The following is a 26,340-nucleotide window of genomic DNA, read 5'->3' as shown; positions in this document are numbered from 1 at the left end:
AACGAGAGCAATTTATGTCGCTAAACGAAGTACATATCTCAAGTTTAGTCGTGCATGTGAGCCCAGAGCATCTCTCCGAAATCAAAGCAGAAATTGAGAAATTCGACAACGCTGAGATTTATGGCGACAGCCCTGAAGGCAAGATCATCGTAGTGTTAGAAACAGAAAATCAAGGTTTTGTTACTGATACTATTGAAGCAATTAACAATATACAGAACGTATTAGGCACTGCTTTGGTTTACCACCAAGTTGAAACAGGCCTAGACGAGTTAGAATCAGACACTGGAAGCAATAATTCTCAAATCGAGGGTGAAGTATGAAAATGACAAGACGTGCGTTTGTGAAAGCAAACGCGGCTGCATCAGCAGCAGCCGTTGCGGGTGTAACTCTACCAGCAACAGCAGCTAACCTGATCGCAAGCTCAGATGAAACAAAAATCAAGTGGGATAAAGCGCCTTGTCGTTTTTGTGGTACGGGTTGTTCGGTACTAGTAGGTACCCAAAATGGTAAAGTGGTTGCGACTCAAGGCGACCCAGAAGCACCAGTAAACAAAGGCCTTAACTGTATCAAAGGCTACTTCCTTTCAAAAATCATGTACGGTAAGGATCGTCTAAACACGCCTCTACTTCGCATGAAAGATGGTAAATTCCATAAAGATGGTGATTTCGCACCAGTATCTTGGGACCAAGCGTTCGACGTAATGGCCGAGAAATGGAAAGAAGCACTGGCTAAGAAAGGCCCAACATCTGTTGGTATGTTCGGTTCTGGTCAATGGACAGTAATGGAAGGTTACGCTGCTGCAAAAATGATGAAAGCAGGTTTCCGTTCTAACAACATCGATCCAAACGCTCGTCACTGTATGGCATCTGCTGTAGTAGGTTTCATGCGTACGTTCGGTATTGATGAACCAATGGGTTGTTACGATGACTTCGAACACGCAGACTCTTTCGTTCTGTGGGGTTCTAACATGGCAGAGATGCACCCTATCCTATGGACTCGTATTACTGACCGTCGCTTAAGCCATCCACATGTTAAAGTAAACGTACTGTCTACTTACTACCACCGTTCTTTTGAGCTAGCAGACCAAGGTTATATCTTTAACCCACAATCTGACCTTGCGATTGCAAACTTCATCGCTAACTACATCATTGAAAACGACGCTGTAAACTGGGATTTCGTAAACAAACATACGAACTTCAAGCAAGCTGATACTGACATCGGTTACGGCCTACGTGATGAAGATCCACTACAGCAAGCTGCTGCGAATCCAAACTCTGGCAAAATGACATCTATCTCTTTCGAAGAGTACAAGAAGTCTGTTGCGCCTTACACAGTTGAAAAAGCTTCTGAAATTTCAGGCGTTGAGCCAGAGAAGCTAATTGAGCTAGCAAAACAATACGCGGATCCAAACACGAAAGTAATGTCTCTATGGACTATGGGTATGAACCAACATACTCGTGGTGTATGGATGAACAGCCTTGTTTACAACATCCACCTATTGGTTGGTAAGATTGCTACTCCAGGTAACAGCCCGTTCTCTCTAACAGGTCAACCATCTGCATGTGGTACTGCTCGTGAAGTAGGTACGTTTGCTCACCGTCTACCAGCAGATATGGTAGTAATGAATCCTAAGCACCGTGAGTACGCAGAGAAAATCTGGGACATCCCCACTGGTGTTATCCCGCCAAAACCGGGTTACCACGCCGTTCTTCAAGACCGCATGCTAAACGACGGTAAGCTAAATGCTTACTGGGTAATGTGTAACAACAACATGCAAGCTGGTCCAAACATCAACAATGAACGTCTACCGGGTTACCGTAACCCAGAGAACTTCATTGTATGTTCTGACCCATACCCAACAGCAACAGCTCAAGCAGCTGACCTGATTCTTCCAACAGCAATGTGGATCGAGAAAGAAGGTGCTTACGGTAACGCAGAGCGTCGTACCCAAGCTTGGTACCAACAAGTTCCTGCTGTAGAAGGCGCGAAGTCAGACCTATGGCAAATCATGGAGTTCACTAAACGCTTCAAGATGGAAGAGATCTGGACTGAAGAGCAGCTAGCTCTAGCGCCTCAATGGCGTGGTAAGTCAATGTACGACATGCTTTTCGCTAACGGTAAAGTAAACAAATACCCACTATCTGAAGCTCAAGAGCTGAATGATGATGCGCAAGCAGCTGGTTTCTACATCCAAAAAGGTCTGTTCGAAGAGTACGCTGCCTTTGGTCGCGACCACGGACACGATTTAGCACCTTACGATGTTTACCACACTGTACGTGGTCTACGTTGGCCTGTTGTTGACGGCAAAGAAACACTTTGGCGTTACAAAGAAGGTTCTGATCCATATGCGAAAGAAGGTTCAGGTTGGGACTTCTACGGTAAGCCAGATGGCAAAGCACTGATCATCTCTGCACCATATGAAGCGCCACCAGAAGCACCAGATTCTGAATTCGACATGTGGCTGTGTACAGGCCGTGTTCTTGAACACTGGCACACAGGTACTATGACTCGTCGTGTTCCTGAGCTTTACAAAGCAGTTCCAGATGCAGTGTGTTACATGCACCCTGCTGATGCGAAAGCTCGTGGCGTTCGTCGTGGTGAAGAAGTTCTTATTTCTAACAAGCGCGGTGAAGTGCGAGTTCGTGTTGAAACTCGTGGCCGTAACCGTCCGCCACAAGGCTTGGTATTCGTACCATTCTTTGATGCGCGCATTCTGATCAACAAGCTGATCCTTGATGCAACTGACCCACTATCGAAGCAAACAGACTTCAAGAAGTGTCCAGTTAAAATCACAAAAGTCGCTTAATTAGTTAAGAATGTCAGGGCTGCAGCTTTTATGCAGCCCGCTATAAGAATTTAGCCATTCGGCGGAGAATAAATAATGAAAAAATTACTCATCACACTGTTATCTGTTGGTGCAATGATCGCTGGTGTTGCTCAAGCTGAGCTTGAAAACCCAGGTGGTATCGGTGGCGTAGAATCACTACGTGGTGCTAGCGAACTTGAATCGACTCGTCCTGCAGATGACTTTAAAAAGTTCCCTCGTGAACAAGTACTGGAAAGCGACTTCGTTTATCAGCCACCGTTGATTCCACACTCAACACGTAGCTACGAAGTATCTCTGAATGCAAACAAGTGTCTATCATGTCACAGCTGGAAAAACGCGAAAGAGATGGGTGCAACTAAGATCAGTGTTACTCACTACATGAACCGTGAAGACGCTGTTCTTGCTGACGTATCACCTCGTCGATACTTCTGTCTTCAGTGTCACGTGCCTCAAGCAAATGCAAAACCATTGGTTGAGAATGAATACCAGCGCGTAGAATCTCTTCGCTAATCCGTACCTGAGAAGAGGCGAATTTATGAAACTATTAAAAACGTTTTGGAAAAGGCTATCGACGCCAAGTAAAGCTGCAGCAGGTGTTTTGCTGTTCATGGGCTTTGCCGGCGGTCTTCTTTTCTGGGGTGCATTTAACACGGGAATGGAAGCAACAAACACAGAAGAATTCTGTTCAGGTTGTCACGCTCCTATCGTTGAAGAGATCCAAGAGACGATTCACTACTCGAACCGTTCTGGTGTTCGTGCAATCTGTTCAGACTGTCACGTACCGCATGAATGGACTGATAAGATCGTTCGTAAGGTTCAAGCATCGAAAGAACTCTACGCACACTTCATTTCTAAAACGATCGACACGCCAGAGAAATTCAGAGAGCGTCGTCACCACTTAGCTGAACGTGAGTGGGCTCGTTTGAAGAAGAACGACTCTCTAGAATGTCGTAACTGTCACCAGTTTGAGTTTATGGACTTCTCAGAGCAGAGTTCACGCAGTGCTAAGCAGCACTCAACGGCACTGGCTTCAGGTGAAAAGACATGTGTAGATTGCCACAAAGGTATCGCACATAAACTGCCTGACATGCACGGTGTTGAAGGTTGGCAATAAGAGGATAAGCAATGAGTACTTTAGAATCAGTAATTTGGTATATCCTTGGTTACAGCGCGATGCCATTCATCATTCTTTCAGGCTTCGCAGTTGTTGCTGCTATCTCTATCTGGATTCTTTCATTCGGTAAAGATAAAGAAGTCGAGTAATTAACATCAACTTTTTGCCTATTTAGTTGATACTAAAAAGCCACTGATTACAGTGGCTTTTTTATTTCTGTTAGAAAAGTAGCAAAATCGCTATTTTTCTACATCAACAATTGGCAATACTTGTTTCACATAATCACCCGGTGCCGTACCAATCACAGGGTTTAGCTCGGACCCTTGATTAAACGGTTCTCTCGGCTCGTCACTTTCAAATCCGCCTAGCCATTTATTCCAATGAACCCACCAAGAGCCTTCGTTGTGTTTCGCATTCGCTAACCACTCTTGAGCGGAGTCATCTAGATTGTCGTTCAGCCAGTACCCATATTTGTTTTTGCTCGGGTGATTAACAATTCCTGCAATATGCCCAGATTCACCTAAGACAAAGGTTTTATTGCCTCCTGTATTGAGCGCACCTCGATAAGTGCCCTGCCATAACGCAATATGGTCATCTTTCGTCGAGATAAAGTAGCTAGGGATTTTAATCTTGTTAAGATCAATCCAAACACCACCAATTTTCACACCCTTATCTTGGACGAGCTTGTTCTCTAAATAGAGCTCTCTGAGCAAGAAGTTATGGCATTTCGCCGCTACATTGGTGCTATCACTGTTCCAATACAACAGGTCAAACTCCATTGGGCTGCTACCCTTCAAATAGTTATCGATGTAGTAATTCCAATAGAGGCTGTTTTCTCTGAGTAGGCTAAAGGTAACACTCAAAGATCGGCCGTCCATGAACCCTTTCATATCGTTCTGCTTTTCAATCGCACTAATGATGGTGTCATTGATGTAAGCACCGACCTCGCCCGGCTGAGAGAAATCAAGCAAGGTTGTGAAGAAGGTAGCGGTCTTGATGCGCTTCTTCATACGTTTTGCCGCATAGTAAGCGACCGTAGAAGCTAGCACAGTGCCACCTATACAGTAGCCCGCAGCATTAATTTGCTCTCTACCTGTGATGTCCTCAATGGCAGCGACCGCTTTCACGACACCTTCGGTTACGTAATCACCAAACTCAACGTCTTTTTGCGCTTCACTAGGGTTGCGCCAAGACATCATGAAAACAGAGTGCCCTTGCTCTAGCAACCAACGAACCATCGAGTTCTTTTCTCTAAGGTCAAGAATATAGTATTTGTTGATAAATGGCGGAACGATCAGCATTGGAGTCGCATTGACTTGCTCTGTCTTTGGGTAGTATTGGATCAACTCAAACAGCTCGTTTTTGAATACCACGTCCCCTTCCGTATTCGCTACGTCTTGCCCTAATCTAAAGGCATTGTTGTTGGTCATACGTATCTTGAGAATATCAGCGCTAGATTCAATATCAGCTCGTAATTGCTCCAACCCATCCACAAGGTTTGCACCATTGCGCTCTAAGGTGATCTTCATTAACTCAGGGTTAGTCGCAATGAAGTTGGTCGGTGAAAGTGCATTGATTGCCTGACGCGAGAAGAAAGCAACACGCTCTCTTGTCTTCTCATCAATGCCTTCCATCGATTCAATCGTTTCCAAATAGCTTTTGCTAAATAGTAAATAAGACTGCTTGATGAAGTTATAGAATGGGTCATTTTTCCATGCGTCATCGATAAAACGTTTGTCATCACGCTCTTCAGAAACAATGGTACTGGTATTGCCCATTAAGACCGTATTCTGCCAAATTTGCAGTTGTTGTTCCCACCATTGCGTTTGCAATTTCAACATATCTGCAGGCTGATTTATGGCTTGCTCAAAGATTTTCGATGCATCTTCGAAATTGATCTCTTGCATCGCTTTATTGAGGGGTGACTGTGCGGCTTCCTTGCTTTGTTCAAAGTTCTCCCACCATTGCTGGTTTGTTTGCTGAAGTTTTACAAGGTAGTCCGAAAAGAAGTGTTGGAACATAATCTAACTCCAATGATCGGAAAATCGCCACTGACTTCATACAAATACAGTCCATGAAGACTACACGTATGATTCAGTGGCGATTTAATTTAGGCAGATGTTGTGTTTAGGTTTTCCGTCGTCAACGATTCAACATCTTCTTTAAATTCTTTCGCCGCAGCTTGGAATTTATTGCTGTCGCTCATCATTTGCTGTGATAGCTGGCTCAGCACCGCCAGTTGCTGGCTATTGAATGCAGCAAGACCATTTACATCTTTAATGTCTGTGACTGCTTTCATTTGCGCTAAACCCATATCTGTATAAGTCTTCATCGCATTCATTTGCAGTTCAGTCATAACCTCTACATTTTTAGCAATCAGCTTGTTGAACTTGAAGTATGGTTCAAATTGCTTTTCTGTTTGGTCTGTCATTGATTTAAAAATATCCGTGTACATACATAACTCCTATAGATTTCAAAGATTGAATTACAATTCGTATTGCTCATTTCTAGAGGTTGAACAACAGTGGTAAGCCTTTTCAAGCCCGCCACTATTGAAGTTACTCGTCGACGTTTTTCAACAAAACAGCGGTACCCATACCACCACCGACACACAATGAGGCCACGCCAGATTTTGCGTTAGTCGATAGCATTTCATGGACTAAGGAAACAATGATTCGGTTGCCAGATGCTCCAAGAGGATGGCCTAGCGCGATCGCACCGCCATTGACGTTCACTTTGTGTTTAAACGCCTCTAAAGGTAGGTCATGCTCTTCGGCTAGTTGATACATCACGCCCAGAGCTTGAGCTGCGAAGGCTTCGTTAAGCTCAAACAGTTCGATATCTTTTAGCTGCGTGTTGGCTTTAGCCAAGGTTTTGGTCACGGCTTCAACAGGACCAAGCCCCATGATTTTTGGATCAAGCCCTGATTGCGCGTAGCTTTCGAGCTCGACAAGCGGTGTCAAGCCCAGTCTTTTTACAGCACTCTCCGAAGCTACAATAACTGCACTTGCACCATCATTAATGCCTGAGGCGTTTCCAGCGGTAACACTGCCTTCACGGTCAAATGCAGGCCTTAATTTTTGTAGCCCGTCGAATGTTGCATCTGACTTAGGATACTCATCAGTATCGAACATGACGGTTTGACGACGCTGTTTCACTTCAACCGGAACGATTTGGGCAGCAAACTTGCCAGCTTCAATTGCGGCCACCGCCTTCTGTTGGCTCTCTAATGCATAGTTGTCTTGCGCTAAACGAGAAATGTTGAGCTCTTTTGCGATGTTTTCTGCTGTAACGCCCATGTGATATTGGTTAAATGCGTCTGTTAAGCCGTCACCAATCAGAAGGTCGGTCATCGAAATGTTGCCCATCTTGTGACCATTACGGACAGACGAAGGCACAACGAATGGGATTTGAGACATGACTTCTACACCTGCTGCGACAACAACTTCTGCGTCTTGCGCTTTAATGTGTGCTGCAGCATCCATCACTGATTTCATGCCACTACCACAAATCATGTTCACACCGTAAGCTGGCACTTCTTTCGGTACACCAGCAAACATAGAAGCTTGTCTAGCAACGCCCATTCCCTGCCCTGCAGAGATCACGTTACCCACGATCACTTCATCAACATTTGATGGATCTAACTGCGCAGCTTCCAACGCACCTTTAATTGCAACACCAGCCAATTGGCCTGCCGATGTGTCTTTTAGAGCACCTGTAAATGAACCAATTGGGGTTCGCTTTGCCGCAACAATAAAAATCTTTTCCATGGCTTTGTTCCTCACAGATCCTTAGTTCATGTATAAGCCGCCATTTACAGACAATGTCTCGCCTGTAATGTACGCACCCGATTCACCTGCAAGAAAACCCACCGCATCGGCGATCTCAGTTGGCGTCGCCAAACGCTTCATAGGAATTTGGCCTTTGATAGATTCCAATACTTCTGATTTCATCTGCTCAACCATCGGTGTGGCCGTATATCCCGGTGCAATAACATTTACAGTTACACCACTTCGAGCTCCTTCTGCGGCTAGCGCTTTCGAGAAGCCAATCATTCCAGCTTTAGCTGCGGAGTAGTTTGCTTGACCAAATTGCCCTTTTAAGCCGTTAACCGAAGAAATGTTAATAACTCGACAATTACCCTTTTCACACATTGGAGCAAACAGTGGTTGAGTAACGTTAAACAGACTGTTCAAGTTTGTGTCGATGACGTCTCGCCAAGCAGCGGCATCCATTTTCTTGAAAACACTGTCTCGTGTGATGCCTGCATTATTTACCAAAACATCAATCGTGCCTTCTTCTTCCAATAACTTGCTTAGGCGCTGCGCGCATTCTTCAGTGTTAGTCACATCAAGTTCAAACAATCTAACTTGATCTGAAGTGAATTGTTTTTCATTAAACCAATCTACTGCACACTGGTGATTACCAGTAAAGTAGGTCGCAATTACTCGATAGCCCTGTTCGACCAACTTAGAAGAAATTGCTGAACCTATTCCACCTTTCGAACCTGTAATTAAAGCAAGTTTTTTCATTGATAACTCCATCCGATACAAGCAAATAACAATACTATTAAGAAAAATGCTTAGCGCGTCTTATTAAATCCATGACTGTCGCTTTAATTAAACCCTACATGCTCAAGATAAAAACTTTTATTACAAACTAAACTAATTTCATATTTATTGATTGAAATTTGACCTAGATCTCACCCCTGATGAAATGTTATCATCTTGTAAAAACACACAAACATCTGATTTAAAAGATATTTATTATATACAGTTTTATCAGCACGAAATATAAGCTCTTGTATTTAGAAGAAATATTGTTGTTTAATCGACTATTGCAAAATAAGTGCAAAGTAGGATTTTTCTTATATTCACTACAATAATCACTGGTTATCCAATCTCAATCGTATGGATTAATCGGATGAGAGACCTTCACTACAAAATATTAACCCAGAGAATAACTAGATATTTAAAAATAAAAAAAGCCCATCATAAATGATGAGCTTTTTGTTATTAACAACTAAACTAATGTCTAATTGACTATATTTATTTCAAATACATTTCATTTAAGTGATTATTTTAAAGCGAAAATATTTCACCTGTGTCTGCATCTAAATAGATTTTATCCTCGAGCTTTAACCCACCACAGTAAATGAAATAAACATTACGATTCGAGTACTTAACCGACTTCACCCATCCTCCGAGCTCTTCAAAATCTCCAGGCTCGCAGGTTCCATTTTCAATGAGGCTATCAACAGCCACCCTAAATGACTTTTGATAGGTTTTTAAGTCGTCAGATTTGACCAAGTACGAATCTAAGATCTCTACATGTTCATCAGCTGAAATGATGACTTCATCTTCACTCACCTTAGACATCTCAATCCATTCTGCCATTTCAGGAGCACCCTCTCGCATCACAATGTAGTCGCTAATACGGCCCCAACCATCTGACTTCTCAAGGACTTCTATGTGATCTCCCTTATAGAGGTAATCTTTTATCAATGCGTCTACATTAGGCTGGTCATACACCGCAATTTTACGCTCTGAAACGTAATAATCGGTTTGTTCAGGCAGAGCAGAAAGATCCAGTATCGGTTTTAACTCTTCTTTCGGTTCTTCTGAAACCTGTTCAACAGGAGTCTTTTCTTCTTCTGGTGGAGCAACATCGTCTTTTTTCATTACCAAAAAGTAATAGGCGGCTCCTCCTCCACCAAGAAGACACAATATCACCAATGCTATAATTACTTTTTTCATGATAACTGTTACTCACTCTCTGACGATAAACTTCAGTGTACAACAACTCCCTCTGATGCTCATCTATACTCTATTCAATATGTTAGAAAGATGGATGTCAGTATGAGATATGCGCTAGTCTGGTTAATCGCATTCGTGGTCGCCACAATAGCCTTTCGAGTCCCCGCCGCTGAATGCAACCAATACGACTGGGATCGGTTGTTGGACAATCAATTAGCCGCAGAAAATCGTTACAATCACTACTCAAAAGAATTCAACCTCGTCCTGGGGACATTCAAGTCACACATCTTTCTTTCAAAACAGTTCTCACAACAAGAACTCATCTCCTTTTGGCGACAAAACAACCCTTACTTTCAACGACAGCTCAGCCTGCAAATAGAAACGGCTCGCCAAGCGTATAAATTACTTTTAAAACAAGCGCATTTAACACACATTGAAATTGAGCAAATCGAGCAGCTAAAAGATGGCTGGTCGAAAACTGCTGAAAGTTGTCGCTCACTCAATCAAGAGTTTCAATACGAGACAGCCCAGACTCACGTTGCTCATACACAAACGCTCATTTCAGACTACCAAGACCTCAGCGATAAGTTTCGAAATCTCGCTCTGCGATACCTCAATGAGTCCAATTCTATTCTCGCGGCGAAACAACAGGCATTGGGAGATGACGTCGATCTGAAATGACTATTTATTTAATATTTATAAACACTCACACTATCAACAACTTGTAACGTTAGTTTTATTCATTTCAACAACATCGGTTAAAACAACGGCGAAATCCAAAGTTATCTGCGACACTCATCACAAAAAATATTTACAAACTCTCAAAAATTGCTATGATGGCCATTCATATAACTTAATAACAAGTAATATATTGGCTAGGTAATATGCAAAAATCGATGGCTTTAAACTGCTTGAGTAACACGGAATGGACTGCGGAGATAAGAGCTAAGCTTTTATCAGTAGTAAAACACATGGAAGAGTTCGGTTCAGTAAGTGAGCTAGAGCTATGCAAGATATTTGGTGAGACAATTTGGAATGACGGCGTTGATTATCATTCACACGCTTTTTCATTCAGAATTGATACGAAAACTGGAGATTGTTCAATTTCCAATTTCAAATATCACTAAAATTAGCGACTGATTTTGGATTCGGAGTACATTTATGTGCTCCGTTTTTCGTTTCTAGCCCCGCACTTTTTCTTCCAGCTCACACCTTTCCTAACTACATCGCAAGCTCACCCATTATAAATGGGTAACGGTGTATTGCCTTTAACCTGTCTGATCGCTAAGTGGGTATGGATATCTTTTACGTTTTCTAACCGTTGTAGCTTTCTAGTAAACGATTCGTACGCGTTTAAGTTTTCACTAACCACTTCCAATAGATAGTCATACGCGCCAGACACAACGTGGCAGCTGATCACCTCTTCCATTTCTACAATGGCGTTTTCAAAATCATTGATTGATTTCTCCTGGTGATTACTCAGACTCACTTCCACAAACACACTCATTGCGATACCAACATGACTGCGGGATAGGCTCACCCGATAGCTATCGATAATACCATTTTGCTCTAGGCGCTTGATTCTACGAGCGCAAGGGGATGGAGATAGGCCCACTAAATCTGCCAGTTCGGCAATCGTTAAGCGACCATCTCGCTGTAACAGTTCTAACAAGTGTTTATCGATACGATCCATCGCATTAACTCCAATATTGGTGAATATCATCAAAAAATAACTAATAATTAACGATATCAGTTAATCGATAACTAATTCAAAGTAAATATTGCCAATTTTTGCCTGTTCACGTGCTTCATAATGTGTCTATCAAACAAGGATAGGAAAATATAATGTTGCTTGGGTACACTTCAATTGCCGTTACTTTACTGATTTGGGCTAGTTTCTTTTTATCGCTGAAGGGAGGCGCTAACTCAGTTTTAACCCCAGCAGATATCGCACTGACTCGTTTCCTTATTCCTGCAGTGTTTCTCTTTCCTCTGATATACAAAGCGCGCAATGCGATCGCATCAGTACCCAAAATCTATCTTATAGGCATGTTTATCGGGTGCGGACTTCCTTACTTGATCGTTACAAGTTCCGCGATGCAATATGTTTCTGTTGCTCAAGGCAGTGCGCTTGTACCGGGGACGCTACCACTGTTTGTAACCATGATTGCTGTATTCTTTTTCAAACAACCGCTAAGCCATCATCGCATCATAGGTTTATCGCTCGTCATTTCGGGTATCGCGCTCTTTTTGTATTCAAGTTTCTCTGTCAATGGAGACCATGCCAATGACACATTGATTGGCTCGCAGACCTTAGGCCAACTGCTGTTTCTATTGGCCAGTTTAATGTGGGCGATCTTCACGATTTCAGCGCGAGTCGCGAACCTTAACGCCCTAGTTGTCGCAGGCTTAATCAGTTTCATGTCGAGCATTCTATTGGTGGCTCTAATTGTCGCTGGAGTGCTCCCTAGTTACCTTTATGAACAGTCAGTCACTCAGTGGCCTTTCAATGAACTAATCACTCACAGCGCTATTCAAGGCGTTGGGGCTGGAATTATTGCTGCAGCTACCTATTTATACGCGGTGCAGACACTCGGCGCTGAACGTTCTGCGGCTTTTGGCAGCTCAACGCCCGTTATCGCTACCCTACTTGCCATCCCAATCTTCCAAGAGTTGCCAACATTGAACAGCTGGGTTTCCCTAGCATTGATCTGTAGCGGTAGCTTGTTAGCAAGTAATATCTTCCTTAAAAAAGATGCGTCACTGGATTATGAGCCACCCAAGCGCCACGCATAAAAACGGATACAGTGATAATTCACTTTTTATCGTGCTGTTTCTCATTTAAACTGGCGCACCTTTTTCCAAAGAGAGAATGTCATGCAACGCGATTACACACTTAACTGCCTGATCACCATGCCACGTCATGAGCTTGAAGAGTTCAGTTTAAGAATGATCCATCGTCTGGTGCCAGAGGATGCGATGAATGAACTGTTTACTTTTGAGCAAGAAGAAGTGACCAGTGAAGAGCGCATGCAGTCAGCTAAATTTGACGCGATACTACGAATGACTGCAATTGCCTTAGGTGAGGTTAACTTAGCATTTTCTGAATCAGAGAACGCTCAGCAAAATATTGACCGTATGACTCGCCTTCTACTTTGGCACTTCTACTCCATCTCTTTTAATTTGGAAGAAGCAATTGCGATTGAGGTTCACTGTGAAAAAGTAGAATCGATCCTAAAGAACGCGCCAAAAGACGCATTCGGTTGGGTAAAAGAGCTCACTGAGCTACTTCACTTCTATGCAAAAGTGAACGAACAAAACAGCGAGCAATAAACATCTCGTTTAGGTTGAGCCAAGTTCTCTTCACTATGAACTAACGATGTTTGCAGAAGGCAGATAAAAACTTTGTTTAAAGGTGTTATCTGCCTTTGTTGTTTCTAGAACACTGTGATGAAGCATCAAAATCGACTGTACTATGCGAGTCCCGATTCCTAGAGAGCCTTTAATAGCATGGTTATCAACCTCATTTTGAATCGTCACTCTTGTTCGCTTATCTTCCGCCCCTTGCTCCACAACAATGCTTAACTCCCCATCATGTGGGGCATGACGAATCGCATTCTCCATCAAATTAAACATCAATCGCTCTATCAATTTTTGTTCGCCAACAATCGATACAGAACCCGCTATTGTTACGTTCAATTGAATACGCTTTGCGATGAGCTGACTCTTAAACGTCTCTTCGCATAACGTCAACAAACGATTGAAATCAATAGATTGATATTCGTAAGTTGGTAGCTCATTCTCTTGTTTCGCTGTGTCGAGCAATGCGTTGAGTTGTTCGAATAGCTTATTGCTGTTGCGATACGCGACGTCTATCAACGGATCAGACTCCGGGTTTTGCAACTGCCATGTCTCTAAATACCCCAATACACTCGATAGTGGCGTTTTGAGATCGTGACTCAATTGAATCAATGTTTGACGACGCTGTGAGGATTGGTGTTCTAAGTGAAGAAATTGCTGCTGTATGTGCTTTGCCATCAACTCATAAGATCTCGCCACTGGAACCAATTCAGGAACCTGTTTAGTGAAATCAGGCTCTAGTCTAAAGTCGTGCTCAGCTTGTTGTTGTAGCTTATCTGTGACCTGCTCAATTGGGTTAAGTAAGCTGCGCTTCACCAACATATAAGCACCAATTGCGAAGCCTAGAATCGAGATAAGTACTAGCGCTGCAAGTGCGATGTAAGAAGAGTCGACTTGGGCATTCGCAATCACAGCGTGGCGATTACTTCCAATCAATACATATAGATAACCGACCGTTGAACCCAACTCTTGAATAGCAGCGACGGAGAAGACTTTAGGATCCGCCGGCGTGCGAGGATCTTCTCCTAAGATTGGATAAGCCTCATTGGCTAAAAAACGATGGATAGGTGCTAAGTCGACATACTCAGTGAGCTCTGTGCCTTCAGGAGCAGCATGGGTGGTGATTTTACCTTGAGCATCGAGAAAGTAGATCTCAAAATCTGGTCCAATCAACATCAAAGTATGAAAAATGCTTTTAAGGGCGACAGGGTTGTAATCTGTCCCGACCATGAGCGGGTTGTCGTCACGCATATGACGAGCCAAATCTTTATGAAGGCTTTGTTTGGTCCTTTGTTCAATCGTCTGCTTTTGCCAATGGTAAGTAAAACCAATAGCCACACTTGCCAAAAGGAACCAAATGCTGGTGAATGCCATCAATCGAGACTTGAAGCTCATAACGAAACCTCTCCCTTACCCTGTCTAATTAGTTCATAGCGAGAAAAACGCACTGTGCATCCGAACTCGTTGCTAGCATTTAGAGTGAAACTTGTATCCAACACCCCACACCGTTTGAATGTAATTTTGTTCACCATCTTGCGTGACTAATTTGCTACGCAGACGATTAACCGTACTGCACACCGTGTGATGATATCCGGCGTGATGAGTGTTCCATACATGATCCAAGAGCTGATCTTTGCTGTATACACGCCCGGGTTTAGTGGCCAAAAAAGCAAGTAAGGAGAACTCCATTGCCGTCAACGAAACCTCTCTTCCATCTAGCAGAACTTGATGAAGTTCAGTATCAATAACCAATGGACCAAAAGACATCGTGTGTTGATGTTCTGAGGCTTGCTGAGGCGGCAGATCTTCGTGACTGATTCTTCGAAGCACATTACGTACCCGCGCTTGAAACTCTAAAACACTAAACGGCTTGGTTATGTAGTCATCTAAACCAGCTTCCAATCCCGAGACCTTGTCCATTTCGCTATCGCGCGCCGTCAGCATCAGCATTGGTGTCCAATCTTTATCTTTCCTCACTGAACGACAAAACTCCACCCCATCACCATCGGGTAAGCCACGATCCAAAACCACTAGATCAAAATGGTTCTCTTTATAGACCGACCTTGCCTCTCCGATACTGGCGACTCTGCATACTTCCTGCCCTTGAAATCGAAGATGCATAGTCACTAGCTCCGCGAGATCATTATCATCTTCCACCAATAGTATTTGGGCTGTCATATTGTTTGCTGTTGATTCCATAATTCAACCATGTTCCGATAGCGTCCATTTCTATTCGACCGGAACATGGCAAGAATTATTTCATTCGATTGGCTAGGGCGTGTTGAACTTTCGTGGTTAAGTTTTGTTCGAGATAAAAGCGTTTTAATCGCGGCGAGGGGGAAGTAGCCTAGTCATTCTAAGCAAATCCCCCTCAACAAAGAGTAAAACGCTTTTAGCCGAACCCTTCGGGCAACGTTTGCTGGTCATTTCTACTGCGTTATCGGCTTTTCATGTAGGCTAGCTACACATCAAAACCTCTGCCTTGTAGAAATACCCAGCAAATCGCTGCAAAAATCAGCTCGAAAGATCAACATGCCCTAAATTCTACTCTATTCGAGTAATAGACAGTCGAGCACCTGGGTTTAAGAAACGATGATTCGCGCTCAGTGCCGATGTGGTTAAACCGTCGTCTTGGCTGATTACACCTGAGTGAAAAGATACAGTATCTGAATCATCGCGAGTGGCATTAAAGCCTTCGCCACCACCAGCAGGACCTGGAATCGTCGCTGCAGTTTCGCTATTTGCTTCGGTACCGGAATCCCACACATCCATATTCATGGTGAAAGACTCACCCACAGACAGGGTTTTGATATTAATACCCGTTTCACCGATAAAGGCATCATTGGTATTTACAAGCATTGAAGCTAATGAAAGGTACTTAGCTTGTTTATAATTAAGGGTTAATGTGACGGTGTCACCCTCTCCCGGCAAAATCAATCCATTACCCGACACACCTTGATAAACATTGTCGTTGCTGTTCATCAAATCGATGAGTTGCGAATTACTTCCGCCTTCCGCTAAATATTCAAGTTCCGTTGATGCACTTGAGCCGATAGCAAACAGCTCAAAGTTCCCATTGTGACTTAATATCGCTAAGGGCGACATTGGTTGACTTGGCGTCAAATTCGTTACTGTCACGTCGTAGCGATAATAATGTTCATTGTCATCGCTTGGACAACCTGCGAGCACCCCCACAGAAGCAGCAATGGCTAAAATACGTAATTTCATGACGGCCTCCTATTTCACTTCAATCGTGATCGTCGCAACTGGGTTTAACCAGCGGTGGCTACTGTTATCAAGGTCACTTATCCCGCCAGTCGCATTATCATCACCAATGTTACCCGGATGAATATGAACTTTATTGTTTGATACAGCAGTCTCTACACCAGTACCGCCACTACCGAATGTGATGAATGGAGGATTTGGTATACTTCCAGCGAGTTCATCATTCGCTTCTGTACCGGCATCGTAGCCATTGAGTGAAACTTTATAGGTACCCGCTTGCTCTGGAATTTTCCAACTATCAAGGCCGACAAAGCCATCGTTGGTTGGTAGAAGCATTGCACTCAAGGATAGATACTTTAGGTTGCCTGTATCGATAGTCAGTGACGCTGTTACTCCAGGGTTTAGGATACCGGTAGCTGGGTTTTCCGATACAACACCACCAGCATTGGTAATGACACTCGAAAGACCAGTAATATCCCCCCCTTCCGCCATAGCTTCAAGTTCAGCACTTGCAGTTTCACCGGTTCTAAACATAAACAAGCTAGAGTCATGAGCGGCGACAAGAATTGGAGTAAAATAGATGCCTTTCGTCGCATTAGTTATAGATATATCCAGTTCAGCCGCGCTTAGTGTGGAAACTGACATAGATAGTGCCAGCGCAGAAAATGTGAGTCCGAAAACTTTTTGCTTATTCATAATGATTCCATCCTATTTTCACTCATCGAGCGAGTTATGCCTTTATCAAAAATGGTCATCGACCAAGGTATTGATAAATAGGATGGCAATGAGATCTATCAGCGATTTCATTCAATTCTCATAAAAGTCTCACAAGTTTGTTGGTTTTCTCTCACTCGTAAAATAGGACCTGCAGAATCACTAACAAAAAGGCCCAGTGAATAAACACTGGGCCTTGATTAATCTTGTTGGCTTCCACATTCCATTGAATGTTAAAAGCTTTGCGAAGTTATAGGTAGTTCGCGTCTACTAATTCGCTCACTTCAACTTTGCTCACTTCTGCACGAGCTTCAAGCCATTGTGCTACTTGCAACTGTTCTGCTTCTGTTACCGAACGGTAGCGTTCCGTTGCGCAAACAAAGCCTTCAAATAGCTCAAGACCACCACCACCAAAGCACAAACCGATACCATCGATAAAATCAATAAACTCATCGATGAACACATCGTACTGGTCGAAGTCAGTAATAGATGTAGTACAGCTCACTTCAAAACCCAGAATAGCGAATTCGCCTAGGTATAGTTTTTTACGTAGACGACGGTTCTTGTTTTCGATTTTATCTAATTTCATAGCATTCTCTCTTTATGATGTCGCCCATTACTCATGGGGATATAAGCATTTATACACAGTTGCCCACTAATTCCAAAGAGATTTATAAGGCATTGAGCCCAAAAGCGTAAGAATCGTGCTACAGCAACAAAACCTTAATATAATTTATAAAAATATGTCACTTACTTCCATCAGGATTAGCCTCGTATTGACACTATTACTCTAATAACCATCTCAAACTCAATAGGAAGTAAGTTCATGAGCAAGGAAACATTCGATAGCCGTCGCTTTAACAATAGTGATAACAAACCCTTCGAAGAAGTACTAGAAGCGAGCCTATCTCGCCGTAGCATTCTTAAAGGTGGTTTGGGTATCAGTGCAATGACGGCATTTGGTGCTTTCGGCTTAGCAGGCCACAGTGCACCAGCTGCAGCTGCATCTCAGGCGTCATCAGCAAAGAGCAGCGCACAGCTTGCTTTTGAATCTGTAAAAGGATCTCTGACTGACAGTGTCGTTGTACCTAAAGGTTACGTAGCACAAGTACTTGTCCCATGGGGTACACCACTGAACGCACAAGGTAAGGCATGGCGTGAAGATGGCAAGAACACTGGCGATGACCAAGCAAACGCCTTAGGCATGCACCATGATGGCATGCATTTCTTCCCGCTAGACGGTAACAATAATGATGGCCTGCTGGTTATCAACCACGAATACATCGACCAAAAGGCGCTGCACCCTAACGGACCGACCTATCAAGATGGCGCTCGTACCAGCACCGATGAAGTGCGTAAAGAGATCAACGCGCACGGTGTGAGTGTCGTTCGCGTTAAGCTTGAAGGTAATCAGTGGGTGATGGTCGATAACGATCCACTCAACCGCCGCTACACAGGTTCGACTACCATGGATCTTTCTGGTCCTGTTGCTCACACAGAGTTAGTGAAAACCAAATACTCTCCCGATGGCAGCCAAGCTCGTGGAACATTAAACAACTGTGGTAACGGCTACACACCTTGGGGAACATATCTAACGTGTGAAGAGAACTGGCCAGGCTACTTTGTTAACAAAGGTCAAACGACCACAGCGCAAGAGCGTATTGGTATCTCAACAGACAAAACACGCTATGGCTGGGATACACTTGCTGGCAATTCAGAAGAGCGATTGGATGAGTTTTCGCGCTTCGACGTAACACCTAATGGTAAGTCCGCGAAAGACGACTACCGTAATGAAGCTCATGGCCACGGTTACATCGTTGAGATTGACCCATACACCGCCAATTCACGTGCAAAAAAACGTACAGCATTAGGCTGCTTCCGCCATGAAGGTTGTACATTTGGCAAGCTTACCGAAGGCCAACCTGTTGTGTTCTATTCTGGTCACGACTCTCGCTTCGAGTATCTCTACAAGTTCGTATCTGATGCGAAATGGGATCCAAAAGATGCGAAGCCAGAAAACCGACTTGTTGCTGGCGACAAATACATGGATAAAGGCACATTATATGTGGCTCGATTCAATGAAGATGGTACAGGCTCATGGCTTCCATTAACGCTAGATAGCATGGCGGCGAAAGGTGGCAAACTGTCTGACACATTCAACTCTCAAGCTGAGCTGATTGTGAACACAGCAGGCGCTGCTGACTTGGTTGGTGCAACACCGATGGATCGCCCTGAGTGGTGTGCCGTTGACCCAATGACAGGCACGGCTTACCTAACTCTAACCAACAACACCAAACGTAAAGAAGCGAACTCAGCCAACCCTCGCATTAACAACAAGTTTGGACATGTGATCCGTTGGGATGAAGGCAAAACGGCGGATGCGTTCCAATGGGATATTTTTGTGTTTGGTTCGCCAGCAGTGTCGGATCCAAAGATCAATCGCTCTGGCCTCAACGACATCAACCAATTCGCGAGCCCTGATGGCTTAGCTTTTGATGGCCGTGGTATTCTGTGGATTCAAACCGATAACGGTGCCGACGAAGTCACTCAGTACACCAACGACCAAATGTTAGCCGTTGTTCCATCTCAGTTAACGGATGATAATGGTGACCCTGCCGTTATCAGTGCTGAAAACCAAAACCAATTGAAGCGCTTCTTTGTTGGTCCAAATGGTTGTGAAGTAACAGGCTTTACCATTAGCCCTGATTACAAATCTCTGTTTGTGAACATTCAGCACCCAGCAAACTGGCCAATGTCTGACGATGCAACCGCCGAAACAAAAGGCAAGGTTCGCCCAAGAGCAGCAACAGTGGTAATCCGTCGTGAAGACGGTGGTGAAATTGCGGTTTAACGCTATACCACTGACCTAAAAGCAAAAGGGCGATGGATAATGAATCCATCGCCCTTTCTAATTATGAAATCTACAATATCAACTCACAAACAACCACACGCCGACACCCATCATCAAGGTTCCAGCAATACGGTTCATCAAGCGAACATTGTCTGCTTGTCCCAAGAGATGCTTCAAACTCTTTCCGCCCGTTGCGTATAGCGTCATACAGACAAATTCTGATACCAAGATAATAGAGACCAGAATAGACAACTGAGGCACTAACGCTTTAGAGCTGTTGATGAAAGGCGGCAATAGAGAAATCATGAATGCCCATCCTTTTGGATTCGCGATGGCAGTGACGAAACCTTGAACAACCAAGTCCCAATCATTACCTGTCGCTTGGCTTTGGCTGTCTGTGCTGATGGCCAATTTTCCCTTTGAGCGCCACATTTGAACACCAAGGTAAAACAGATACGCTGCACCAACGAACTTAAACCCAGTAAACAACCATGGGTAGTTCAGCATGATAGAAGCGATACCCAATACCGCAGCGACTGATACCACACCCACGCCAACCAGTTCGCCCGCCATCATCCATAACGTGCGACGATAACCAATACTCATACCGAGTGTGAGCGCTAATGTCATGCACATCCCAGGAGTGATTGAGACAAAGAAAAATGTGGGGATGAAAGCCAAAAGTAGCGCGCTATCCATATTGTTACCTTATTGCTTTGTATTAAATAAAACTGACTGTTCTGATTTAGAATCAGCGTATTGAAAGTCGTGACTATTGAAATATCGATGGTGGCATAAGCAGCGTTAATATTTACATACACTATCGCTCTTTATAAATTTAACAGCTCTTAAAACGTAAAAGAGCCACATTACAGTGGCTCTTTTCGCATCACCAGCGCAATTTACTTACGGCGGTTCTTGATACGCTTCATCATTGCTAGACGGCGCTCAGCATTCGCTTGATCTGGCTTTTCTTCGTTCGCGTTATTTTTGCGACCTTGGCGGTTCTTGTAAGCCGACTTGGTGTTTAGCTTCTCGATGTAAGCATCACGTTTTTTAGGCTCATAGCCCGGCTGCTCAACGCGGCGAATACGCTGTTGGATTAGCTTCTCTACCTGTACAACCGTCAGCTCTTCTTCACGGTTTACAAACGAAACTGCGTGACCTTGTTTACCGGCGCGACCAGTACGACCAATTCGGTGAACGTAGTCCTCTGCAAGGAATGGCATGTCGTAGTTGATTACGTGTGGTAAGTCTTCGATATCTAGACCGCGAGCCGCAACGTCTGTTGCTACCATCACACGCGCTTTACCTTCTTTAAAGTCATCCAGAGCACGACGACGCGCACTTTGTGCTTTATCGCCATGACAAAGTACAGCTTTGATGCCATCAAGTTTAAGCTCTTTTACAACCTCGTTTGCTGTCTCTTTGTAGTTCACAAACACAAGAACTTGGCGCCAGTTTTTACGACCAATCAGTTCTGATAGCAGCTCTGTTTTACGCTCTTGGTCTACTGGGTAAACCACGTGACCCACAGTTGCTGCAGTTGAGTTTTCACGCTCAACGCTAATGCGCTTTGGCTTACGTAGAATATCAACAGAAAGTTGGTTTAGTTGCGTTGAAGTCGTTGCTGAGAACATCATAATTTGAGGTGATGTTTCAACATCCATCATGATCTTACGGACAGCATTGATAAAGCCCATATCAAGAATACGGTCAGCTTCATCAAAAACTAAGAACTCAAGATTAGAAATAGAGACATTGCCCTCTTCCAGATGCTCTTCTAGACGGCCTGGTGTTGCAACAAGAATATCGACACCTAGATCTAGCTGACGAACCTGTGATGACATCTTGTTGCCACCATAAACCGCTGCCACGCTGAGTTCTGTGTACTTAACGTAGTCTTTGATGTTTTGTGCGATTTGAGCAACAAGCTCACGTGTTGGAGCAAGGATTAAAGCACGAGCCGTACCGCGTGATGCTTTGTTCCCACTGTTCAATAGGTGCTGAATGACAGGTAATGAAAACGCAGCTGTTTTGCCCGTACCCGTTTGTGCCGTAGCAAAAATATCATGGCCTTTACGCGCCATTGGGATCGCTTTTTGTTGAATAGGTGTGAGTTTTTCATAACCACACTCAGTCAGCGCTTTTACGAGTTCAGGAGCAAAACCTTGAGAGGAAAATGACATTGTTACGAGTTCCTTAAGCAGACAGCCTACATTTTTATTTCAGCCGAGCACTATAAAGTAATTAGAGTGATTTATCTCACATTTATCGTGATATAACGCAAATTTTGTCACTCTAAATGGCACTTATTGAGTTTAAAGCCCAACAAGTGCCCTCTTTTATTACTTCAGGCCACAAAGTTTGAGCAATACCTGTTCAAGGTCTGCCCATGGCATGAGTTGCGAATCAATCACTTCTAGGCGGGATTCAAAGCCATCTAAGCTAATTTCATGAACCGATACCACTTGGTTCGCAACATTAAATGCAAAGCAGCCCTGGTCGGTATTCACCACGGCTTTTACTCTTTCAGCTTGTAGGGCAGAGAGCATAGAAAACAGTTGGTCGAAATCAAACTTGTGTTCGGCACCAAATAACCAACCACAGCTAAAATAGCCTTGTCCTTTGTTCTCTTTACGAATGAAATCTTCGCCCGGTGGAAGTTCGAACTGAGGCTCTTGTTCGGCATGGTCATGATGATGCGCTTCAATTCCAAACGATGCGCCACCACGAACACGTTCAATATCCAAAACTTCAAGCGGCACTTCGCCATCATGAATGAGTTTATGGAATACCTTAGCCGGAGTTTGATTAGTCACCCAGTCATTGAAGGTGTCGATATCTTCAGAGTGCACAAGATCCACTTTGGTACCGATGATCACATCTGCGCTATCCAACTGGTCGTTGAAGTTTTGATTTGATGTGTACTTTTCATCTGAGAGATAACGAGGGTCAACCAAACCTAGTGTCGCCTTGAGATCCACATACGGTGTGTATTGCTCTGAGGTTAATGTCGCAATCACTTGTTTAGGGTGCCCTAAGCCAGTCGGCTCGATAAGAAGACGATCAGGCTTTTGACGAAGTAATGCATTGATACCAACAGACATAGGAACGCCAGCAGTACAGCACATGCACCCACCAGGTACCTCTTTAATCAACGCACCTTGATCTGTCATTAGCGCGCCATCAATACCAATTTCGCCAAATTCGTTAACCAATACTGCCCAGTTTTCGTTCTCAGGTTTGTTCTTCAACAAGTTTAAAATCGCGGTCGTTTTACCCACGCCGAGAAAGCCCGTAATAATATTGGTCGGAACTCTGTTCGTCATAGTTCATTCTCCTTTTTTTAGGAGTATATACCGAATATCAAAGGTTTGTCCGCATTGTATTGATGCCGCCAGAAAAGGAATTGAGGTCGTTTTAAAGGGAGCACGTACATGCGAGCCAGAAGATGACGAGACAACATAGAGCAATAGAAAGAATTTATGCGGTTCCAGATAGACTAAAGGCGCACTTCGGTAGCGCGCCTTACCCTCGTTACTCAATCGTGAGTTCGCGAATCAGGAAGTCTTGTCATCGACCTGAACATTTAACGAGGAATTAGAATTTTGTTTTCGAATCCATCCAAATTGTGTGTAAAACCTCACTTCTCCTTGCGGTTCGTTATGTTGCTTTACACTTTTACTATGGTTCATTTTCAGGGTTATTCAAGTTGCCTAAAATAAATCGAGCAAAATTGTGACGGCGATTCCACTATATTGTCCATACACCTCATTAATGTAATAAACTATTTTCATAAATGAAATTCAACTTTGCATCTTTGCAGCTATAGCATATTCATCGGAAGCGTATAATTTACTGCAGTCCCATCTCATCAGCTCAGGAACCTACCTTCAATGACCAACAGAGAGAAAATTAAGCAGTCCCTTTTAGCAAAAATGCCAAGGGGGGCTATTAGCCAATTTCTCTCTAGAGATAAAACGCCCGCCTCAGTTCTGTTTCTTTCCTGTATCGTAGGTGTACTCGCAGGAGTTGTTGGTACTTATTTCGAGGTTGCGATTCATTTCATCACAGAGACACGTACCGACTGGCTGAAAGATGAAATAGGTAGCTATTTACCACTTTGGTTAGCGGCTTTTCTTATTAGTGCGGCTTTTGCTTTTATTGGTTATTTCCTTGTGCATCGCTTTGCTCCAGAGGCTGCAGGATCAGGCATCCCTGAAATTGAAGGTGCGATGGATGGAATGCGTCCCGTTCGATGGTGGCGAGTGCTACCTGTCAAATTCTTCGGCGGTATGGGCGCACTAGGCTCAGGTATGGTGTTAGGCCGTGAAGGACCGACTGTGCAAATGGGCGGAAGTATCGGCCGAATGGTTACCGACATCTTTCGAGTAAAAGATGATGACAGTCGACACTCTTTGTTAGCCTCTGGTGCCGCCGGCGGTTTAGCAGCCGCATTCAATGCACCGTTAGCCGGGATAATGTTTGTTGTTGAAGAGATGCGACCTCAGTTTCGCTACTCCCTCATTTCGATTAAAGCTGTGATCATTTCTGCCGTTTCAGCCAATATTGTCTTTCGTTCAATCAACGGTCAATCGGCTGTTATTACTATGCCTCAATATCAGCCACCCGAACTGAATGCTCTATGGTTGTTCTTATTGTTAGGTGTGTTATTTGGGCTTTTTGGGGTCGTTTTCAATAAACTGATCACCCTTTCACAAGACATGTTTGTCGCAATACACAAGAACGATCGAAAACGCTACTTGGCAACGGGGACATTACTTGGTGGCTGTTTTGGCTTATTGCTTCTCTACATTCCTGAACTCACTGGCGGTGGTATTGGTATCATCCCTAACGTCACCAATGGCAACTACAGCGCAAACATATTACTCCTGATCTTTTTAGGTCGTGTACTCACGACGTTACTCTGTTTCGGTTCAGGTGCACCTGGCGGTATCTTTGCTCCAATGCTCGCTTTAGGGACACTCTTTGGCTATGCCTTTGGGCTTACCGCTGCAGCACTATTACCGGGCCTTCACATCGAACCAGGAATGTTCGCGATTGCGGGTATGGGTGCGTTATTCGCGGCTACAGTTCGAGCCCCGATTACGGGCATTTTATTGGTCATCGAAATGACAAATAACTACTACCTGATCTTACCACTGATCATCACTTGTTTAGGTGCTGTGATCATTGCACAAATGTTAGGTGGCCAACCAATCTATAGCCAACTGCTTAACCGAACACTCAAAAACGACAAGCTAAGACAGCAAGATCTCCCTCAGCAAGAGGAAGTACGTTAATAACAAATAACTCATAGAACAAAAGCACACATTCAACGTGCTTAATGTCCCGATTCCGTATCAAAATCAAAAAAGCAAACGTTAAACTTGCTATCATCCATTCAAATTTTATTGAGTGCCCTCAACAACTATTGATGGCACGATTTTAGGCTCAAATTAGAGCAAAAAATCTATTATTTGATAGCAAGTTGGAGCAAGTCGTTGAACTGGAAAAGATTAACCCAAGTAAAGAATGTGCCACCATCTCAGGCGTCTTTAGCACTTGGTGTTATAGGATTAGGACAAGCATGGGCTTTATATATCCCAGGAGTTGGTGAAGTCATTCGCCCCTACCTTGCTTCACTTGGCGCATTGCTGCTACTGCCTGTTTTACTTCGCTATCTCACTAGTTTTAATACCTTCATTAACGACATCCGCCACCCGCTAAGTGGCAGCTTGATGGCACCGATGAGCATGGCACTATTGATCCTGTGCGACTATCTCGCCGAGATATCCCCCATCATCGCCTACCCTATCTGGTTCTGTGCCCTATTGCTTCATTTTACTATGATGGTGTTGTTCTTTAGCTTCCAAATCATCAACTTCAAAATGTCCAACATCGTACCAAGCTGGTTCTTGTACCCAGTAGGGTTAATTAGCAGTTCATTAGCGGGTACCCAGTTTGGACACACGGTATTTTCTGAAACACTTGCCGCTACTTGTATTGGTATCTATTTCTTCATGCTACCAGTGGTGTTATATCGCTTGGTGTTTGAGGGGAATCTCCCTAGAAGAGCTCGCCCAACGCTGGCGATCATGGCAGCACCTGTTAACTTGTCGCTCGCAGCCTACTTGGTTAATTTCCCATCGCCTGACCCAATTTTAACCGGCGCTTTGGCTGGAATTGCCATTACAATGACGCTGCTGATTTACCTATGCTACATCCGATTGATGCGACTTAAATTCCAGCCCTCCATTGCAGCTGTAACCTTCCCTTCAGTTATTAGCGCTGTCGCAATGCATCGACTGACTGATTTCTTTGGTTCTGAGTTCCCACAATGGTACTGGCTGCACAACTTTGGCTTCTTTGAGCTTACCGTGGCAACGATTCTGGTTATCTGGGTATCTGGTGGCTATGTGAAAATGTACTGGCCAGAACTATTCAAGCCCAGGCAGCTGATTAAGAAAGAGAAACATACCTAATTAGC

At 43.9% G+C, this 26,340-nt stretch carries 26 protein-coding genes; 12 read left to right on the top strand and 14 right to left on the bottom strand.

The genetic code is table 11. The features are described 5' to 3' along the window. Positions 1 to 14 precede the first annotated feature (14 nt). The 5 genes from OCV50_RS18905 (at position 15) to OCV50_RS18885 (ending at position 4,090) form a co-directional block, all read left to right on the top strand. Positions 15 to 320, top strand: coding sequence for a chaperone NapD (locus tag OCV50_RS18905; RefSeq protein WP_239839880.1), 306 nt, complete (start codon positions 15 to 17; stop codon positions 318 to 320). Next, positions 317 to 2,806 (top strand): periplasmic nitrate reductase subunit alpha, encoded by a 2,490-nt coding sequence (napA, locus tag OCV50_RS18900; RefSeq protein ID WP_239839879.1) that lies wholly within the window; start codon positions 317 to 319, stop codon positions 2,804 to 2,806. The genes OCV50_RS18905 and napA overlap by 4 nt, the downstream gene beginning before the upstream one ends. Before the next feature lie 75 nt (positions 2,807 to 2,881). Then, positions 2,882 to 3,337 (top strand): nitrate reductase cytochrome c-type subunit, encoded by a 456-nt coding sequence (locus OCV50_RS18895; RefSeq protein ID WP_239839878.1) that lies wholly within the window; start codon positions 2,882 to 2,884, stop codon positions 3,335 to 3,337. A gap of 25 nt (positions 3,338 to 3,362) precedes the next feature. Further along, a complete protein-coding gene (locus tag OCV50_RS18890; RefSeq protein ID WP_239839877.1) occupies positions 3,363 to 3,941 on the top strand; it encodes a NapC/NirT family cytochrome c in 579 nt (192 codons plus the stop codon). 11 nt (positions 3,942 to 3,952) lie between these two features. Continuing rightward, positions 3,953 to 4,090: a TIGR02808 family protein gene (locus OCV50_RS18885; RefSeq protein WP_261904246.1), complete on the top strand. Its 138-nt coding sequence runs from the start codon at positions 3,953 to 3,955 to the stop codon at positions 4,088 to 4,090. 90 nt (positions 4,091 to 4,180) lie between these two features. Here the strand turns inward: OCV50_RS18885 and phaC are convergent, their stop codons facing one another. From phaC to OCV50_RS18860, 5 genes are all read right to left on the bottom strand, one after another. Further along, entirely contained in the window at positions 4,181 to 5,962 is a 1,782-nt protein-coding gene (gene phaC, locus OCV50_RS18880) for a class I poly(R)-hydroxyalkanoic acid synthase (protein ID WP_261904245.1), read from the bottom strand. Positions 5,963 to 6,051: 89 nt separating this feature from the next. Next, positions 6,052 to 6,396: a phasin family protein gene (locus OCV50_RS18875; protein WP_032552664.1), complete on the bottom strand. Its 345-nt coding sequence runs from the start codon at positions 6,394 to 6,396 to the stop codon at positions 6,052 to 6,054. A 103-nt stretch (positions 6,397 to 6,499) separates the two neighbouring features. Continuing rightward, positions 6,500 to 7,711: an acetyl-CoA C-acetyltransferase gene (locus OCV50_RS18870; RefSeq protein ID WP_261904244.1), complete on the bottom strand. Its 1,212-nt coding sequence runs from the start codon at positions 7,709 to 7,711 to the stop codon at positions 6,500 to 6,502. A gap of 21 nt (positions 7,712 to 7,732) precedes the next feature. Then, positions 7,733 to 8,473, bottom strand: coding sequence for an SDR family oxidoreductase (locus tag OCV50_RS18865; protein WP_239839873.1), 741 nt, complete (start codon positions 8,471 to 8,473; stop codon positions 7,733 to 7,735). Between the two features lie 549 nt (positions 8,474 to 9,022). Further along, positions 9,023 to 9,697: a flagellar basal body-associated FliL family protein gene (locus tag OCV50_RS18860; protein WP_261904243.1), complete on the bottom strand. Its 675-nt coding sequence runs from the start codon at positions 9,695 to 9,697 to the stop codon at positions 9,023 to 9,025. A 102-nt stretch (positions 9,698 to 9,799) separates the two neighbouring features. Between OCV50_RS18860 and OCV50_RS18855 the strand changes: the two genes are divergently transcribed. Next, entirely contained in the window at positions 9,800 to 10,378 is a 579-nt protein-coding gene (locus tag OCV50_RS18855) for a hypothetical protein (RefSeq protein WP_261904242.1), read from the top strand. 203 nt (positions 10,379 to 10,581) lie between these two features. Continuing rightward, positions 10,582 to 10,824: a hypothetical protein gene (locus OCV50_RS18850; RefSeq protein ID WP_084181908.1), complete on the top strand. Its 243-nt coding sequence runs from the start codon at positions 10,582 to 10,584 to the stop codon at positions 10,822 to 10,824. Positions 10,825 to 10,931: 107 nt separating this feature from the next. Here the strand turns inward: OCV50_RS18850 and OCV50_RS18845 are convergent, their stop codons facing one another. After that, positions 10,932 to 11,390 (bottom strand): Lrp/AsnC family transcriptional regulator, encoded by a 459-nt coding sequence (locus tag OCV50_RS18845; RefSeq protein ID WP_239839870.1) that lies wholly within the window; start codon positions 11,388 to 11,390, stop codon positions 10,932 to 10,934. 152 nt (positions 11,391 to 11,542) lie between these two features. Here OCV50_RS18845 and OCV50_RS18840 point away from each other — a divergent pair, with 152 nt between their 5' ends. Then, positions 11,543 to 12,493, top strand: a complete 951-nt coding sequence (locus OCV50_RS18840) for a DMT family transporter (protein WP_261904241.1) — start codon at positions 11,543 to 11,545, stop codon at positions 12,491 to 12,493. A gap of 81 nt (positions 12,494 to 12,574) precedes the next feature. Beyond that, entirely contained in the window at positions 12,575 to 13,030 is a 456-nt protein-coding gene (locus OCV50_RS18835) for an exoribonuclease R (protein ID WP_261904240.1), read from the top strand. A gap of 33 nt (positions 13,031 to 13,063) precedes the next feature. Here the strand turns inward: OCV50_RS18835 and OCV50_RS18830 are convergent, their stop codons facing one another. From OCV50_RS18830 to OCV50_RS18810, 5 genes are all read right to left on the bottom strand, one after another. Beyond that, positions 13,064 to 14,452: a sensor histidine kinase gene (locus OCV50_RS18830; RefSeq protein ID WP_239839867.1), complete on the bottom strand. Its 1,389-nt coding sequence runs from the start codon at positions 14,450 to 14,452 to the stop codon at positions 13,064 to 13,066. 72 nt (positions 14,453 to 14,524) lie between these two features. Beyond that, positions 14,525 to 15,256, bottom strand: a complete 732-nt coding sequence (locus OCV50_RS18825; RefSeq protein WP_261904239.1) for a response regulator transcription factor — start codon at positions 15,254 to 15,256, stop codon at positions 14,525 to 14,527. A 345-nt stretch (positions 15,257 to 15,601) separates the two neighbouring features. Further along, positions 15,602 to 16,285, bottom strand: a complete 684-nt coding sequence (locus OCV50_RS18820; protein WP_239839865.1) for a spondin domain-containing protein — start codon at positions 16,283 to 16,285, stop codon at positions 15,602 to 15,604. Between the two features lie 9 nt (positions 16,286 to 16,294). After that, on the bottom strand, positions 16,295 to 16,978 hold the full coding sequence (locus OCV50_RS18815; protein ID WP_390905156.1) for a spondin domain-containing protein: 684 nt from the start codon (positions 16,976 to 16,978) through the stop codon (positions 16,295 to 16,297). A gap of 268 nt (positions 16,979 to 17,246) precedes the next feature. Beyond that, positions 17,247 to 17,585 carry a YggL 50S ribosome-binding family protein gene (locus OCV50_RS18810; protein ID WP_032552676.1) on the bottom strand — a complete coding sequence of 113 codons (339 nt, stop codon included), beginning with the start codon at positions 17,583 to 17,585 and terminating at the stop codon, positions 17,247 to 17,249. Positions 17,586 to 17,822: 237 nt separating this feature from the next. Here OCV50_RS18810 and OCV50_RS18805 point away from each other — a divergent pair, with 237 nt between their 5' ends. Then, positions 17,823 to 19,847 carry a PhoX family protein gene (locus tag OCV50_RS18805; protein ID WP_261904238.1) on the top strand — a complete coding sequence of 675 codons (2,025 nt, stop codon included), beginning with the start codon at positions 17,823 to 17,825 and terminating at the stop codon, positions 19,845 to 19,847. A gap of 78 nt (positions 19,848 to 19,925) precedes the next feature. Here the strand turns inward: OCV50_RS18805 and OCV50_RS18800 are convergent, their stop codons facing one another. The 3 genes from OCV50_RS18800 to OCV50_RS18790 all read right to left on the bottom strand — a co-directional run bounded on the left by OCV50_RS18800 (position 19,926) and on the right by OCV50_RS18790 (position 23,179). Then, entirely contained in the window at positions 19,926 to 20,546 is a 621-nt protein-coding gene (locus tag OCV50_RS18800; protein WP_239839863.1) for a LysE family translocator, read from the bottom strand. 203 nt (positions 20,547 to 20,749) lie between these two features. Beyond that, positions 20,750 to 22,036, bottom strand: coding sequence for a DEAD/DEAH box helicase (locus OCV50_RS18795; RefSeq protein WP_032552679.1), 1,287 nt, complete (start codon positions 22,034 to 22,036; stop codon positions 20,750 to 20,752). A 159-nt stretch (positions 22,037 to 22,195) separates the two neighbouring features. Beyond that, positions 22,196 to 23,179 carry a CobW family GTP-binding protein gene (locus tag OCV50_RS18790; RefSeq protein ID WP_261904237.1) on the bottom strand — a complete coding sequence of 328 codons (984 nt, stop codon included), beginning with the start codon at positions 23,177 to 23,179 and terminating at the stop codon, positions 22,196 to 22,198. Positions 23,180 to 23,746: 567 nt separating this feature from the next. Here OCV50_RS18790 and clcA point away from each other — a divergent pair. Together clcA and OCV50_RS18780 are read left to right on the top strand one after the other, a co-directional pair. Continuing rightward, positions 23,747 to 25,153, top strand: a complete 1,407-nt coding sequence (clcA, locus tag OCV50_RS18785; RefSeq protein WP_239839861.1) for a H(+)/Cl(-) exchange transporter ClcA — start codon at positions 23,747 to 23,749, stop codon at positions 25,151 to 25,153. Between the two features lie 201 nt (positions 25,154 to 25,354). Next, positions 25,355 to 26,335, top strand: coding sequence for a TDT family transporter (locus tag OCV50_RS18780; protein ID WP_239839860.1), 981 nt, complete (start codon positions 25,355 to 25,357; stop codon positions 26,333 to 26,335). Positions 26,336 to 26,340 lie beyond the last annotated feature (5 nt).

The organism is Vibrio fortis (assembly GCF_024347475.1).
Lineage (GTDB): Bacteria > Pseudomonadota > Gammaproteobacteria > Enterobacterales > Vibrionaceae > Vibrio > Vibrio fortis.
The sequence above is the reverse complement of the archived record's forward strand: the minus strand, read 5'-3'. Positions and strand labels throughout refer to the sequence as shown.